This is a genomic window from Streptomyces sp. AA1529 (assembly GCF_000280905.1).
Taxonomy (GTDB): domain Bacteria; phylum Actinomycetota; class Actinomycetes; order Streptomycetales; family Streptomycetaceae; genus Streptomyces.
Map to the genome: position 1 here is coordinate 107,378 of NZ_ALAP01000078.1, position 15,467 is coordinate 122,844.

General features: G+C 72.1%; 13 protein-coding genes. 7 read left to right on the plus strand and 6 right to left on the minus strand.

Annotated features, from left to right (window positions below):
* The first annotated feature begins 16 nt into the window (after positions 1-16).
* Both A949_RS0122770 and A949_RS0122775 read left to right on the plus strand, forming a co-directional pair.
* Entirely contained in the window at positions 17-1,087 is a 1,071-nt protein-coding gene (locus A949_RS0122770; RefSeq protein ID WP_019358345.1) for a COX15/CtaA family protein, read from the plus strand.
* 53 nt (positions 1,088-1,140) lie between these two features.
* Positions 1,141-1,458, plus strand: a complete 318-nt coding sequence (locus tag A949_RS0122775; RefSeq protein ID WP_019358346.1) for a hypothetical protein — start codon at positions 1,141-1,143, stop codon at positions 1,456-1,458.
* A 150-nt stretch (positions 1,459-1,608) separates the two neighbouring features.
* On the opposite strand, the gene A949_RS0122780 is transcribed toward A949_RS0122775, so the two are convergent.
* Positions 1,609-2,553 (minus strand): heme o synthase, encoded by a 945-nt coding sequence (locus A949_RS0122780; RefSeq protein ID WP_019358347.1) that lies wholly within the window; start codon positions 2,551-2,553, stop codon positions 1,609-1,611.
* A 561-nt stretch (positions 2,554-3,114) separates the two neighbouring features.
* On the opposite strand from A949_RS0122780, the gene tkt reads away from it, so the two are divergent.
* The 5 genes from tkt to pgl all read left to right on the plus strand — a co-directional run bounded on the left by tkt (position 3,115) and on the right by pgl (position 9,868).
* The gene (gene tkt / locus A949_RS0122785; RefSeq protein ID WP_019358348.1) at positions 3,115-5,190 is read left to right on the plus strand and encodes a transketolase; all 2,076 of its coding nucleotides are present in this window, start codon (positions 3,115-3,117) and stop codon (positions 5,188-5,190) included.
* Positions 5,191-5,320: 130 nt separating this feature from the next.
* Positions 5,321-6,439 carry a transaldolase gene (tal, locus tag A949_RS0122790; protein ID WP_019358349.1) on the plus strand — a complete coding sequence of 373 codons (1,119 nt, stop codon included), beginning with the start codon at positions 5,321-5,323 and terminating at the stop codon, positions 6,437-6,439.
* Between the two features lie 5 nt (positions 6,440-6,444).
* A complete protein-coding gene (gene zwf / locus A949_RS0122795; protein WP_019358350.1) occupies positions 6,445-7,980 on the plus strand; it encodes a glucose-6-phosphate dehydrogenase in 1,536 nt (511 codons plus the stop codon).
* Entirely contained in the window at positions 7,977-9,095 is a 1,119-nt protein-coding gene (gene opcA, locus A949_RS0122800) for a glucose-6-phosphate dehydrogenase assembly protein OpcA (protein WP_019358351.1), read from the plus strand. Before zwf ends, opcA begins: the two co-directional genes overlap by 4 nt.
* Positions 9,092-9,868: a 6-phosphogluconolactonase gene (pgl, locus tag A949_RS0122805; RefSeq protein ID WP_019358352.1), complete on the plus strand. Its 777-nt coding sequence runs from the start codon at positions 9,092-9,094 to the stop codon at positions 9,866-9,868. The genes opcA and pgl overlap by 4 nt, the downstream gene beginning before the upstream one ends.
* A 94-nt stretch (positions 9,869-9,962) precedes the next feature.
* Here the strand turns inward: pgl and pgi are convergent, their stop codons facing one another.
* From pgi to A949_RS0122830, 5 genes are all read right to left on the minus strand, one after another.
* The gene (pgi, locus tag A949_RS0122810) at positions 9,963-11,618 is read right to left on the minus strand and encodes a glucose-6-phosphate isomerase (RefSeq protein WP_019358353.1); all 1,656 of its coding nucleotides are present in this window, start codon (positions 11,616-11,618) and stop codon (positions 9,963-9,965) included.
* Positions 11,619-12,305: 687 nt separating this feature from the next.
* Positions 12,306-12,641, minus strand: coding sequence for an RNA polymerase-binding protein RbpA (locus A949_RS0122815; RefSeq protein ID WP_078565500.1), 336 nt, complete (start codon positions 12,639-12,641; stop codon positions 12,306-12,308).
* Between the two features lie 232 nt (positions 12,642-12,873).
* The gene (gene secG, locus A949_RS0122820) at positions 12,874-13,104 is read right to left on the minus strand and encodes a preprotein translocase subunit SecG (RefSeq protein ID WP_026004934.1); all 231 of its coding nucleotides are present in this window, start codon (positions 13,102-13,104) and stop codon (positions 12,874-12,876) included.
* 146 nt (positions 13,105-13,250) lie between these two features.
* Positions 13,251-14,042 (minus strand): triose-phosphate isomerase, encoded by a 792-nt coding sequence (tpiA, locus tag A949_RS0122825; RefSeq protein ID WP_019358356.1) that lies wholly within the window; start codon positions 14,040-14,042, stop codon positions 13,251-13,253.
* A 102-nt stretch (positions 14,043-14,144) separates the two neighbouring features.
* Complete coding sequence (locus tag A949_RS0122830) at positions 14,145-15,356, minus strand: phosphoglycerate kinase (RefSeq protein WP_019358357.1); 1,212 nt, start codon at positions 15,354-15,356, stop codon at positions 14,145-14,147.
* Positions 15,357-15,467 lie beyond the last annotated feature (111 nt).

The following is a 15,467-nucleotide window of genomic DNA, read 5'->3' on the forward strand; positions in this document are numbered from 1 at the left end:
CGGGCGACCCTCGTGAATGCGCGCACAAGCGGCCCTCTACCATGGCTTCGTGCCGAAACTGCTCGAACTCGTACGTAACCCCGTCGCGTACATCGCCGCGCGCTGGACCCCCTCGCCCCGCACCGTGGAGCGGGCGGCACTGGCCGCGCTGCTGATGAGCATCGTCATCGTGGTGACCGGCGGCGCGGTGCGGCTGACCGGCTCGGGCCTGGGCTGCGACACCTGGCCCAAGTGCAGCGACGACAGCCTCACGGCCACCTCCGCCATGGGGGTGCACGGGGCCATCGAGTTCGGCAACCGCATGATGACCTGGGTGGTCTCGGCCGCGGTCGGCTGGACCATCGTCGCCGTACGGGCGGCGAAGCCCGCCCGCCGGGGCCTGAGCCGGCTCGCCTGGGCGCAGTTCTGGGTCGTGGTGGGCAACGGCGTGGTGGGCGGCATCACGGTGTGGGTGAAGCTGAACCCCTTCGTCGTCGCCGGGCACTTCCTGGCCGCGACCGCGCTGCTGACCGTCACCACCCTCACCTGGCTGCGCGCGCGGGAGGGCGACGCGCCGCCCCGGCCGCTGGTGGGCAGGCCGGTGCGCAGGCTCACCCACGTCCTGCTCGGCTTCACGGCCTGCCTGGTCGTCGCGGGCACCGTGGTCACCGGGGCGGGGCCGCACGCGGGTGACAGCAGCGAGGTGGACCGGATGCCGGTCGCCGTGGAGCTGGCCACCCGCACCCACGCGGCGTTCGCCTGGATCGTGGTGCTGCTGGCCCTCGTCCTCGCCCTCGGGCTGCGCCTGATGGACGCGCCGGCCGGTCCGCGCAGGACGGTGCGGAACCTGATCCTGGTGCTGCTGGCGCAGGGCGCCCTCGGATATGTGCAGTACGCGACCGATCTGCCCGAGGTCCTGGTCGGGCTGCATCTGCTGGGCTCGACGCTGGTGTGGATCGGCGTGCTGCGGGTGGTGCTCTCCACCCGGGAGCGCGGTCTCCCGGCGGCTGCCGGGGACGCGGCTCCCGCTCCTTCCGGTGCTTCCCTGGGCACGGCGCCGATTGCCGCCGCGGCGGAACCGGCTCCGGCTCCGGCTCCGAGCCGCTGACCCGCGTCCCGGTGCCTCTCGCCGCCTCGACTACTCACGGGTAGCATCGGGGCATGGCAGCAGACAGCAGCAAGCGGACGGCCCGCCTCGTCAAGCAGACCGGCGCGTTCGCGCAGCGGCACGGCGGGAGCGCCGAGGCACAGATCGCCTACGTGGGACAGGTCGGCTTCCGGATCTCCCTGGTCGGTGCGGACGGCACCTGGGGCGACCTGATGGCCCCCTCCAAGGAGGCCGCCGAGGAGGCCGTGCGGGCCGAGGGCGTCACCCTGCGGGAGAGCTTCGACGGGGAGATGGCCGAGCACATGCGCACCGGACCCTATGAGTGGGAGCGCATGGCCGGTGTCCAACTGGGCGCACCCGGCGGCCGCTAGCAGCGGCGTACCCCGGCCGGCGCCGACACCGCCGAGGGCCGGTCCCTCCCGTCGCCGGGAGGGACCGGCCCTCCGTGCGTCGTGGTGCGCGGCCGGGGCGGCTCGTTCGTGGTGGGCGGGGTGCGCGCGGTGCGGGAGGAGACGCGGCGCTCAGCGCAGGAAGGGGTCGATGGCGACCGCTGCGAAGACCAGCGAGACGTAGGTGATCGACCAGTGGAAGAGCCGCATCTCCTTGAGCTTGGCGCCGGTCAGCCCGGCCCGGGCGCGGGCCCGCAGCGCGTGGGCTTCCCAGAGCCACAGTCCGCCCGCCAGCACCGCGACGAGCGGGTAGAACCAGCCGACGTAGCCGAGGGGCCACAGCAGCAGGGAGACGACGACCATCACCCAGCTGTAGACCACGATCTGGTTGGCCACCACGACATTGCCCGCCACGGCCGGGAGCATCGGCACGCCGACCCGCTTGTAGTCCTCGGTGACCTTCATCGACAGCGGCCAGTAGTGCGGCGGGGTCCAGAAGAACATCACCAGGAAGAGGATGACGGCGGCCCAGCTCAGCTCGTTGGTCACCGCCGACCAGCCGATGAAGACCGGCAGACAGCCCGCGATACCGCCCCACACGATGTTCTGCGAGGTGCGCCGCTTGAGGAGCATCGTGTAGACGACGACGTAGAAGAGCAGCGCACCCAACGACAGCGCGGCGGAGAGCCAGTTGACCAGCAGCCCGAACATCAGGGTGGAGACCACCGCCAGGCTGATGCCGAACGCCAGGCACTCGCGCGGGCTGACCATGCCGGTGACGAGGGGGCGCCGCTCGGTGCGGTGCATCAGCGCGTCGATGTCCCGGTCGATGTACATGTTGAGCGCGTTGGCACCGCCGGCCGACAGATAGCCGCCCAGGCAGGTGATCACCACCAGCCAGAGGTCGGGGACACCCTGGGCCGCCAGGAACATGACCGGGATGGTGGTCATGAGGAGCAGCTCGATGATCCGCGGCTTGGTCAGCTCGATGAACGCCTTGACGCGGGCACCGGTCGGCCGGTGACCGCTGGGCTCCAGCGCCCCCGCAGGACGGGATTCGACGGCCGTCACGGACACCCCTGATCGCGTCATAAGGAATCAGCGAGCCCGCACCGGCGCACAGAAGGAAAGGTGCAGGCCCGGGTCAAGCTCGCGCGTACCACGCCACTTTAGACGTTGGCGATACCTCGCCGGTCATGGGGGGTCACCGTGTTGGCCCCGGGGCCCGGGCACCGCTGAGGAGCCCGGGCCCGGGCGTCCGGGCGGGCCCGGCGGCGGGCGGGCGCCGCGGCGCCGGCGGCTCCGGCCGGGCCGCACCCCTCCGGGCGGCTCAGGAGGGGCCCGCCTCCCGCCGGACCCGGCTTCCGCGGCAACCGGGTCGTGTCCGACGGGCGGATCGGGGGAACAGACGTCAGCCTGGGAGTGGTGCTCCGGCGTCGCTCGCCGCGGACCGGGAGGACGGCCGGCTGTCCGGGGCCGGCTCCCGGCCGTCGGCCGCGGCGCGAAGGGTGACCACCCGTGACGACCACAGAGTGAACTGTCGAAAAGTCGCACGTCCCGGCAGAGGTACGCTCGACACCGCCCGGTGAGCGCACAGACACCGGCCATCGAACATGTGGAGAGGAGCCCTGACGCAGGGTGAGCACCAAGCCGACCACCACAGATTTTGAGTGGACCGACCTGGACCAGCAGGCCGTGGACACGGTTCGAGTCCTGGCCATGGATGCCGTGCAGAAGGTCGGTAACGGCCATCCCGGTACGGCCATGAGCCTGGCGCCCGTCGCGTACCTGCTCTACCAGAAGCTGATGCGCCACGACCCGACCGATCCGGACTGGACGGGCCGGGACCGCTTCGTCCTCTCCGCGGGCCACTCCAGCCTGACCCAGTACATCCAGCTCTTCCTGGCCGGATACGGCCTGGAGCTGGACGACCTCAAGGCGTTCCGCACCTGGGGCAGCCGCACCCCCGGGCACCCCGAGCACGGGCACACGGCGGGCGTCGAGACGACGACCGGCCCGCTGGGCCAGGGCGTCGCCAACGCGGTCGGCATGGCGATGGCGGCCCGCTACGAGCGGGGGCTCTTCGACCCGGAGGCGGCCGAGGGCGACTCCCCCTTCGACCACACGGTCTGGGTCATCGCCAGCGACGGCGACCTGGAGGAGGGCGTGTCGGCCGAGGCGTCCTCGCTCGCCGGCCACCAGCGGCTCGGCAATCTGATCGTCATGTGGGACGACAACCACATCTCCATCGAGGGCGACACGGCGACCGCCTTCTCCGAGGACACCCTGCAGCGGTACGAGGCCTACGGCTGGCACGTGCAGCGGGTGGACCAGCAGGAGAACGGGGACCTGGATCCCGAGGCCCTGCACGCGGCGCTGGAGGCGGCGCGGGCCGAGACCGGGCGCCCTTCCTTCATCGCGATGCGCTCCATCATCGCCTGGCCGGCCCCCGACGCGCAGAACACCGCGGCGGCGCACGGCTCCGCGCTCGGCGAGGAGGAGGTCGCGGCCACCAAGCGGGTCCTGGGCTTCGACCCGGACCAGCACTTCGCCGTCTCCGACGAGGTCCTCGCGCACGTCCGCGAGGCCAGCGACCGCGGGCGCGCGATGCAGGCCGAGTGGGACAAGCGGATGGCCACCTGGCGCGCCGCCAACCCGCAGCGGGCCGCCGAGTTCGACCGGATCCGCGCGGGCCGGCTGCCGGAGGGCTGGGAGAAGGCGCTGCCCGTCTTCCCCGCCGGTGAGTCGGTGGCCACCCGCAAGGCGTCCGGCAGCGTGCTCAAGGCGCTGGGCCCGGTCGTCCCCGAGCTGTGGGGCGGCTCAGCCGACCTGGCGGGGTCGAACAACACCACGTTCGCCGACACCTCCTTCCTGCCGGAGGGCGGCCCGCTGCCGGGCGCCGACCCGTACGGGCGTACGGTGCACTGGGGCATCCGCGAGCACGCGATGGGTTCGACGATGAACGGCATCGCGCTGCACGGGAACACCCGGATCTACGGCGGTACGTTCCTGGTCTTCTCCGACTACATGCGTCCCGCCGTCCGGCTGGCCGCGCTGCTCAAGGCGCCGGTCACCTACGTGTGGACGCACGACTCCATCGGTCTGGGCGAGGACGGTCCGACGCACCAGCCGGTCGAGCATCTGGCCGCGCTGCGCGCCATCCCCGGTCTCAACGTCGTCCGTCCGGCGGACGCCAACGAGACCTCCGCGGTGTGGGCGGAGATCATGCGCCGCCACACCAGCAAGCCGGCGCCGCACGGTCTGGCCCTCACCCGGCAGGGCGTACCGACCTACGAGGCCGACCCGGCCGCGGCCAAGGGCGGGTACGTGCTCTTCGAGGCCGAGGGCGGCCACCCGCAGGTGGTCCTGATCGGCACCGGCTCGGAGGTGCAGCTCGCCGTCGAGGCGCGCGAGCGGCTCCAGGAGCAGGGGGTGCCCACCAGGGTGGTCTCGATGCCGTGCCTGGAATGGTTCGAGGAGCAGGAGCAGTCCTACCGGGACAGCGTGCTGCCCCCGGACATCAAGGCGCGGGTCGCCGTCGAGGCGGGCGTGGGTCTGACCTGGCACCGGTACGTGGGCGAGGCCGGGCGGATCGTGTCGCTGGAGCACTTCGGTGCCTCGGCGGACGGCAAGGTCCTCTTCCGGGAGTTCGGCCTCACCGCCGAGGCCGTGCACCTGGCGGCGAAGGAGTCGCTGCAGGCGGCCGCACGCTGACCGTGCGGGGCACCTCCCCGGCCCCGGCCCGGGAGGTGCCCCGGCGGCCCGGCCGCCCCAGCCGGGCGGCCGGTCCCCGCGGCGCACCCGGCACAACAAGAAGCCAACGAGCACTGGAGATGCGAATCCCATGACAGACGCACTGAAGCGCCTCTCCGACGAAGGCGTCGCGATCTGGCTGGACGACCTGTCGCGCAAGCGCATCACGTCGGGCAACCTCGGCGAGCTGAAGGACGAGCAGCACGTGGTCGGTGTGACGACCAACCCGACCATCTTCCAGAAGGCGATCTCGGCGGGCGACGGCTACCAGCAGCAGGTCTCCGACCTGGCCGCCCGCCGCGTCTCGGTCGACGAGGCCGTCCGGATGATCACCACCGCGGACGTCCGCGACGCCGCCGACATCCTCCGCCCGGTCCACGAGGCGACCGGCGGCAAGGACGGCCGGGTCTCCATCGAGGTCGACCCGCGCCTGGCGCACAACACGCAGGCCACCATCGCCGAGGCCCGGCAGCTCGCCTGGCTGGTGGACCGTCCGAACACGTTCATCAAGATCCCGGCCACCGAGGCCGGCCTCCCGGCCATCACCGAGACCATCGGCAAGGGCATCAGCGTCAACGTCACGCTGATCTTCTCGCTGGAGCGCTACCGCGCGGTCATGGACGCCTACATGGCGGGCCTGGAGAAGGCCAAGGCGCTGGGCATCGACCTGTCGCAGATCCACTCCGTGGCCTCCTTCTTCGTCTCCCGCGTGGACACCGAGGTCGACAAGCGGCTGGCGGCGCTGGGCACGGACGAGGCCGCGGCGCTGAAGAGCAAGGCGGCCATCGCCAACGCGCGGCTGGCCTACGAGGCGTACGAGGAGGTCGTCGCCTCCGACCGCTGGCAGGCGCTGGAGAAGGCCGGTGCCAACCAGCAGCGTCCGCTGTGGGCGTCGACCGGCGTGAAGGACCCCGGGCTGCCGGACACGCTGTACGTCACCGAGCTGGTCGCACCGAACACCGTCAACACCATGCCGGAGGCGACCCTGCAGGCCGTGGGCGACCACGGCGAGATCGGCGGCGACGCGGTCCGCGGCACCTACGAGGAGGCCCGGGCGGTGCTCGACGGCATCGCGAAGCTCGGCATCTCCTACGACGACGTCGTGGCGGTCCTGGAGGACGAGGGCGTCCAGAAGTTCGCGGACTCCTGGAACGACCTGCTGGAGTCCACCGAGGCCGAACTGCAGCGCCTGGCCCCGAAGGAGGCGTAACCGAATTGAGCAGCGCGAGCGGCACAGCCAACCCGCTGCGTGACGCTCAGGACCGACGGCTCCCGCGCATCGCGGGGCCGTCGGGCCTGGTCATCTTCGGCGTCACGGGCGATTTGTCACGGAAAAAGCTGATGCCCGCGGTGTACGACCTCGCCAACCGCGGACTTCTCCCCCCGGGCTTCTCCCTCGTCGGTTTCGCCCGGCGCGACTGGGAGGACGAGGACTTCGCGCAGGTCGTGCACGACGCGGTCAAGGAGCACTCCCGCACCCCGTTCCGGGAGGAGGTCTGGCAGCAGCTGGCCCAGGGCATGCGGTTCGTCCCCGGCGAGTTCCACGACGACCAGGCGTTCGAGACCCTCCGGACCACGATCGACGAACTGGACAAGTCCCGGGGCACCGGCGGCAACTTCGCCTTCTACCTCTCGGTACCGCCCAAGTTCTTCCCCACCGTGGTCTCCCAGCTCAAGAAGCACGGACTCTCCGACGCCGGCCCCGACTCCTGGCGGCGCGCCGTCATCGAGAAGCCCTTCGGCCACGACCTGAAGTCGGCGCAGGAGCTGAACGCCGTCATCCACGAGGTCTTCCGCGCCAGCGAGGTCTTCCGGATCGACCACTATCTCGGCAAGGAGACGGTCCAGAACATCCTGGCCCTGCGCTTCGCCAACACGCTGTTCGAACCGCTGTGGAACCGCAGCTACGTCGACCACGTGCAGATCACGATGGCCGAGGACATCGGGATCGGGGGCCGGGCCGGCTACTACGACGGCATCGGCTCGGCCCGGGACGTCATCCAGAACCACCTGCTGCAGCTGCTCGCCCTGACCGCCATGGAGGAGCCCACCTCCTTCGACGCCAAGGCGCTGCTGACCGAGAAGCTGAAGGTGCTCAACTCGGTGCGGCTGCCGAAGGACCTGGGCAAGCACACCGTGCGCGGCCAGTACGCGGCGGGCTGGCAGGGCGGCGAGAAGGTACCCGGCTATCTCGACGAGGACGGGATCGACCCGCGCTCGAAGACCGACACCTACGCGGCGATCAAGCTGGAGATCGACAACCGGCGCTGGGCCGGGGTGCCGTTCTATCTGCGCACCGGCAAGCGCCTGGGCCGCCGGGTCACCGAGATCGCGGTGATGTTCCAGCGGGCCCCGCACTCCCCCTTCGACGCCACCGACACCCAGGAACTGGGCCAGAACGCGCTGGTCATCCGCGTCCAGCCGGACGAGGGCGTGACCATCCGCTTCGGCTCCAAGGTGCCCGGCACCCAGATGGAGATCCGGGACGTGACCATGGACTTCGCCTACGGCGAATCCTTCACCGAGTCCAGCCCGGAGGCGTACGAACGCCTCATCCTGGATGTCCTGCTGGGCGACGCGAACCTCTTCCCCCGGCACCAGGAGGTCGAACGCTCCTGGGAGATCCTCGACCCCGTCGAGGAGTACTGGGACAAACACGGCAAGCCCGAGCAGTATCCCGCCGGCACCTGGGGACCCCAGGCCGCCGACGAGATGCTCGCACGCGACGGACGGATTTGGCGGCGGCCATGAACATCGATCTGACGGACACCACGTCCAGCCGCATCAACGCCGAACTGGTCAAGGCGCGCCGCTCCCTCGGCTCGCCCGCCATGGGCATGGTGCTGACCCTCGTCATCGTCACCGACGAGGGGAATCACTACGACGCGCTCAAGGCCGCCAGCGGCGCCTCCAAGGAGCATCCCTCGCGGATCCTCGTCGTCGTCCGCCGTCCCGGCCGCTCCCCGCGCGACCGGGCGCAGCACCGGCTCGACGCGGAGGTCCGGGTCGGCGGCGACGCGCGCGAGGCGGGCTCCGGAGAAACGATCATTCTGCGGCTGCACGGCGAACTGGCCGCGCACGCCCACAGCGTGGTACTGCCGCTGCTGCTGCCGGACGCCCCGGTCGTCGTGTGGTGGCCCGAGGACGCGCCCGAGAACCCGTCCGAGGACCCGCTGGGCAAGCTGGCCCAGCGGCGCATCACCGACGCCGCCGCGACCGAGGACCCGGTCGGCGCGCTCAGCCTGCGCGCCAGCACCTACGCGCCGGGCGACACCGACCTGTCCTGGACCCGCATCACGCCCTGGCGCAGCATGCTCGCCGCCTCGGTGGACCAGAAGCAGCTCACCATCAAGTCGGCCGTCGTCGAGGGCGAGGAGTACAACCCCTCCAGCGAACTGCTCGCCCTCTGGCTCGCCGAACGGCTGCGGATCCCGGTCGAGCGCCGGATCTCCGAGGGCCCCGGCATCACGGGCGTGCAGTTGGAGACGGGCGAGGGCCAGATCTGCCTCGACCGCGCCAACGGCGTACTCGCCGAGCTCGCCGTCCCCGGCCAGCCCGACCGGCACGTCGCCCTCCAGCGGCGCAGCACGGCCGAGCTGCTCGCCGAGGAACTGCGCCGGCTCGACCCGGACGAGGCATACGCCGAAGCCATCCACTTCGGCGTCAACCGGATCTCCGGCCCGGACCCGGCGCATCCCACCCCCTCGGCACCGGCCCCGGCACCGACCGAGGCCCGGGCGAAACCGGCCGCCGCGGGCTCCGCGGCCACCGCGGGGAAGGGCACCAGGAAGGCGGCCGCCGCCAAGCGCGGAAGCGCCGCGGCGCAGTCGGCCCCGTCCCGGTCCGCGGGGAAGGCGGAGTCATGACGGGCGCCCGCGAAGTGGTCGTGCACGCCGGCAAGGACGAACTGGCCCGGTCCACGGCTGAGCGGCTGGCCGGCCGCCTGGCCGACGCGCAGGCCGCGCACGGGACCGCATCGGTGGTGCTGACCGGGGGCCGGAACGGCAACGCGCTGCTGGCCGCGCTCGCCGACCCGGCCGGGCCCCGGGCCCGGCCGGACTGGTCCCGGCTGGACGTGTGGTGGGGCGACGAGCGCTTCCTTCCCGAGGGGCATCCGGACCGCAACCACACCCAGGCCCGGGAGGCGCTGCTGGACGCGGTGCCGCTGGACCCGGCGCGGGTGCATGTGATGCCGCCCTCCGACGGCCGGTACGCGGGCGACGCCGAAGCCGCGGCAGAGGCGTACGCGACCGAACTCGCGGCGGCGGCGGGCGCCGACCCGACCGTGCGGGTCCCGGTGTTCGACGTCCTGCTGCTCGGCGTGGGGCCCGACACGCATGTCGCCTCGCTCTTCCCGGAGCACCCCGCGCTGCGGGAGACCGAGCGCACGGTCGTGGGCGTGCACGGGGCACCCAAGCCGCCGCCCACCCGGTTGTCGCTGACGCTGCCCGCGATCCGCTCGGCGGAGGAGGTGTGGCTGCTCGCGGCCGGCGACGACAAGGCCGACGCGGTCGCCCTCGCGCTCGCCGCGGAACCCGGACCGCTCCAGGCGCCGGCCGCCGCGGCGTACGGGCGCTCGCGGACGCTGTGGCTGCTGGACGAGGCGGCGGCCGCCGGCCTCCCGGCGACGGGAGCGTAACCGCGCCGACGCCGCAGGGGCCCGCCTCCGGGAGGCGGGCCCCTGTGGTGTGTCCGGGCGCTGCACCCCGGCGGCCGGCCGGGGAGGGCGCGGATCAGGGGGTTCGGCCCCGCAGCGACCGGTAGCGGGCGACCAGCGCGGAGGTGGAGGCGTCCAGTCCCGGCACCTGCGCACCTTCGGTCAGGGCGGGTTCGAGCCGCTTGGCGAGCGCCTTGCCGAGTTCGACACCCCACTGGTCGAAGGAGTCGATGTCCCAGATCGCGCCCTGGACGAAGACCTTGTGCTCGTAGAGCGCGATCAGCTGGCCGAGCACGGACGGGGTCAGCGCAGTGGCCAGGATGGTGGTCGTGGGCCGGTTTCCGGGGAACGTGCGGTGCGGGACCTGGTGCTCGGGCACACCTTCGGCGCGCACCTCCTCCGCCGTCCTGCCGAAGGCCAGCGCCTGGCCCTGCGCGAAGAGATTCGCCATCAGCAGGTCGTGCTGGCCGCGCAGGCCGCCGAGCTCGGCCACCGGCTCGGCGAAGCCCAGCAGATCGGCGGGGATCATCTTGGTGCCCTGGTGCAGGAGCTGGTAGTAGGCGTGCTGGCCGTTGGTGCCGGGCGTGCCCCACACCACGGGTCCGGTCTGCCAGTCGACGGGCTCGCCGCCGCGGGTGGTCGACTTGCCGTTGGACTCCATGTCCAACTGCTGGAGGTAGGCGGTGAACTGGGAGAGGTAGTGGCTGTAGGGCAGTACGGCGTGCGACTGGGCGTCGTGGAAGTTGCCGTACCAGAGGCCCAGCAGGCCGAGCAGCACGGGCGCGTTGGCCTCCAGGGGCGCCGAGCGGAAGTGCTCGTCCATGAGGTGGAAGCCGGCCAGCATGTCGCCGAAGCACTCCGGCCCGATGGCCACCATGAGGGAGAGCCCGATGGCCGAGTCGTAGGAGTAGCGGCCGCCCACCCAGTCCCAGAACTCGAACATGTTGTCGGTGTTGATGCCGAACTCGGCGACCTTCTCGGCGTTCGTGGAGACAGCCACGAAGTGCTGCGCCACGGCGGAGCGGTCGCCTCCGAGACCGGCCAGCAGCCACTCCCGGGCCGCTTCGGCGTTGGTGATGGTCTCCACGGTGGTGAAGGTCTTGGAGGCGACGACGAAGAGCGTCCGGGCCGGGTCCAGGTCCCGGACGGCCTCGTGCAGGTCCGCGCCGTCCACATTGGAGACGAAGCGGAAGGTCATGTCGCGGCGGGTGTAGGGGCGCAGCGCCTCGTAGGCCATCTTGGGGCCGAGGTCGGAGCCGCCGATGCCGATGTTGACGACGTTCTCGATCCGCTCGCCGGTGTGGCCGTGCCAGTGGCCCTCGCGGATCTTGTTGGCGAAGGTGCCCATCTTGATGAGGACTTGGTGCACCTTGCCCATCACGTTCTCGCCGTCCACCCGGACGGTGGCCGATTCGGGGGTGCGCAGCGCCGTGTGCAGCACGGCGCGGTCCTCGGTGACGTTGATCTTCTCGCCGTCGAACATCGCGTCCCGCAGCCGCGTCACGCCCGCTGCCTCGGCGAGCTGCCGCAGCAGCCGCAGCGTCTCGTCGGTGACCAGGTGCTTGGAGTAGTCGATGGACAGGTCGCCGACGCGTACGGAGTACCGCTCGGCACGCTCCGGATCGTCCTCGAAGAGCTGCCGCAGGTGGGTGCCCCGGAACGCGTCGCGGTGCCGGGACAGCTCCTGCCACTCGGGCAGCTGATCGGGTCGGGTGCGGCCTTCAGCGTTCATCGCATCTCCTCTGGGTCGTCCCGCCCGTCGGGAGCGGGGAAGGATCGGGCTCCGGCCGGAGCGGCGCGGCGGGAACCGGTTCACCGGCGAAGTGACCCGTTACGCGTCGCAGCCCGCGGTGGGCCGGGAGCCGGCATGTTCGGTTGTCCGAGGTGGCGGTCGCCCGGCTGACGCGGGCATCCCGCGCCGGGCTCCGGCCGGCGGCACGGCCTGGAGGACTCGCCGGGCCGGGCGGCCCCGCGCTCCGCGCCGGCGTGCGGACGGCGGCTGCCGCAGCCGGCGCGCGGGCCCCGGCAGCGGGCGCACCGGGGCCGGCGGCGGGCGGGTACGGCCGCGAAGTGTCCGAAGTGTCCGGGGCCTGGGGCGGGTTCGCCTCCCGCGAGCGGGGCGCTGCCCGCGGAACCCGGCGGGAGGGGCGGCCGCCGCACTCCGGGGCCGGGAGCCGTGCCGGCGGCGCGCTCCGGGACCGAGCGAAACCGGCCCATTCCGCTCCTCTCGCCACGAACACCGCCGCCCCCAACCTAGACGATGGACGGCTCGGCAACGCACCGCCCCTCGGTGCGTTGCCGAGCCGTCCATCGTTCGGTGTCATGGCAGCGTCGGCCCGGCCGTCCGGCGCGCGGCCGGCGGCGGCCTCCGCGGTGTCACGGGATCCGCGCTCCTCCCCGGGTCACCGGGGCGGGTCCGTCAGACCTCACCCCTGAGCTTGGCGAGCGCCTCGGCGAGGATGGCCTCGCCGTCCGCGTCGCTGCGCCGCTCCCGGACGTAGGCGAGGTGGGTCTTGTAGGGCTCGGTGCGCGGCGGGTCCGGGGGGTTGTCCGGGTCCTTCCCGGCGGGGAAGCCGCAGCGGGGGCAGTCCCAGGTCTCCGGGATCTGCGCGTCGCTGGCGAAGCTCGGCTGGGTCTCGTGCCCGTTGGAGCACCAGAAGGGGATGCGGAGGCGGGGCGCGGAATCGCCTCGCTCGGCCTCTCCCATGGGGCCCGCTCCGACCCGGCTGCCCCGGATCGCGTTGCCACTTGCCACGGTCGTAACTCCCTGCCTCACGGTGCCACGGAGCGTCGGCACTGCGCGCTCCGCTGCGGGCGCCCTAGTGTACGTAGGGCCCAACGCGCGCCCGGGGACCGGAGTTACTGCGTCGGTACCGGACGCGGGCCCTCATGATAGGCAGGGGGTACGACACCCTGTCAGCCGTTGTGCAGGCGGCATCTGGGAATCGCGGGCCGGGGGCCGGGACGGTGCCGCGGCGGGCGGCCGCTCAGTTGTTGAACTTCATCAGCAGGCCGAGTACGACGATGAGGGCGAACCACACCAGGCCGACGACGACCGTGATCCGGTCGAGGTTGCGCTCGGCGACCGACGAGCCGCCGACGGAGGACTGCATACCGCCACCGAACATGTCGGAGAGGCCGCCTCCCTTGCCCTTGTGCATCAGCACCAGCAGCAACAGCACGGCGCTGAAGACGATGAGGGCGATTGAGAACCCCATGACCACGGCTGGACCAACTCTCTCGGATCGTGGCTGGACACTTGACGTTACGAACGCTTGCGGGGACCGGAGCGCAGGTCCGGTCCCCGCAAGACTACGACGGGCGACGGCCCGGCGTCACACGCCGCGGGTCGCCCGCGGACGGATCACTGGTCGCGGAAGCGGACGATCTTGACGAACTCGTCCGTGTCCAGCGAGGCCCCGCCGACCAGCGCACCGTCGATGTCGGGCTGCGCCATGATCTTGGCGACGTTGCCGGCCTTGACGGAGCCGCCGTACTGGATGCGCACCCGCTGGGCCGTCGCCCCGTCGTCGTCGTACAGCTCCGCGAGCCGGCCGCGGATCGCGCCGCAGACCTCCTGGGCGTCCTCCTCGCCGCAGACCTTGCCGGTGCCGATGGCCCAGACCGGTTCGTAGGCGATGACCAGCCCGGCCGCGGCCTCGGCCGGGACGTCCTGGAGGGCGCCGTCGAGCTGGCCGAGGGTGTGCGCGACGTGGTCGCCCGCCTCGCGGACGGCCAGCTCCTCGCCGACGCAGACGATCGGGGTCAGCCCGTGCTTGAGCGCGGCCTTCACCTTGGCGTTGACCAGCGGCTCGTCCTCACCGTGGTACTGGCGGCGCTCCGAGTGGCCGATGGTGACGAAGGTGCAGTTCAGCTTCGCCAGCATCGGGCCGGAGATCTCACCCGTGTAGGCCCCGGAGTCGTGCGCGGACAGGTCCTGCGCGCCGTACCGGATGCGCAGCTTGTCGCCGTCGACCAGCGTCTGCACCGACCGCAGGTCGGTGAAGGGCGGCAGGACCGCGACGTCCACGGCCTCGTAGTCCTTGTCCGTCAGCGCGAAGGCGAGCTTCTGCACATGGGCGATGGCCTCGAGGTGGTTGAGGTTCATCTTCCAGTTGCCCGCCATCAGCGGGGTGCGGGTGGGCGGTGTCGTCATGCCCTTCCTTCCATGTCCATGTTCGCTTCTCCGCTCGCGCGGCGCGGTGCCAGTCTCGTAGTTGCCCGCGGCCCGGCAGCCGCGCGTGCGACGCCCACGGCGTCAGTCCTCCAGTGCGGCCAGGCCGGGAAGCGTCTTGCCCTCGAGGTACTCGAGGCTGGCGCCGCCGCCGGTCGAGATGTGTCCGAACGCATTCTCGTCGAAGCCGAGCTGACGCACCGCGGCGGCACTGTCACCGCCGCCGACGACGGTGAAGGCCGGGGAGTCGAGCAGACCCTGCGCGACGGCCCTGGTGCCCTCCGCGAAGTCCGGGTGCTCGAAGACACCCATCGGACCGTTCCAGAAGACGGTGGCCGCGTCGGCGAGCTTCGCGGCGTAGAGCTTACGGCTCTCCGGGCCGATGTCCAGCCCCTCCAGCCCGGCCGGGATGGCGTCCGCCGCCACCACCTCCGGATCGGCGGGCGCCTTGGTCTTCAGGTCGGGGAACTCCGCGGCCGCCAGCACGTCCACCGGCAGCACGAACTCCACACCCAGCTCCTCGGCGCGCTCCAGATAGCCCTTGACCGCGGGGATCTGGTCCTCCTGGAGCAGCGACCTGCCGACCTCGTGTCCCTGGGCCTTGAGGAAGGTGTAGGCCATTCCGCCGCCGATCAGCAGCCGGTCGGCCTTGCCCAGCAGATGGTCGATGACACCGAGCTTGTCGGAGACCTTGGCGCCGCCCAGGACCACGGCGTAGGGCCGCTCGACGTCCTGGGTGAGCTTCCGCAGCACCCCCACCTCGGTGGCGATCAGATACCCGGCGGCGTGCGGGAGGCGGGCCGGCAGGTCGTAGACGGAGGCGTGCTTGCGGTGCACGGCGCCGAAGCCGTCGCCCACGTACGCGTCCGCGAGCGCGGCCAGCTCGTCGGCGAAGGCACCCCGCTCGGTGTCGTCCTTGCTCGTCTCGCCGGGGTTGAAGCGGAGGTTCTCCAGCAGCGTGACCCCGCCGTCGGCGGTCCCGCCGACGGTGGCCTTCGCGCTGTCCCCCACCGTGTCGGCCGCGAAGGCGACTCGGGTGTCGAGGAGTTCACCGAGCCGCGCGGCGACCGGCGCCAGCGAGAACTGCGGGTCCGGGGCGCCCTTGGGGCGTCCCAGGTGGGAGGCCACGACCACGCGCGCACCGCTCTCGGTGAGCTTCCGGATCGTGGGGACGGCGGCCCGGATCCGGCCGTCGTCGGTGATGGTGTCGCCGTCGAGCGGGACGTTGAGGTCGGCGCGGACGAAGACCCGCTTGCCGGACACGCCCTCGCCGACGAGTTCGTCGATCGTCTTCATGGATGGCTCCTGTCGTGGGCCCGGGGCACCGGCCCCGGGAGTGCACTGCGCACGAGGCATGGGACAGGGCTCGTGCGCAGTGCACGAGCCCTGTCCGTCACCTCGGTCCGC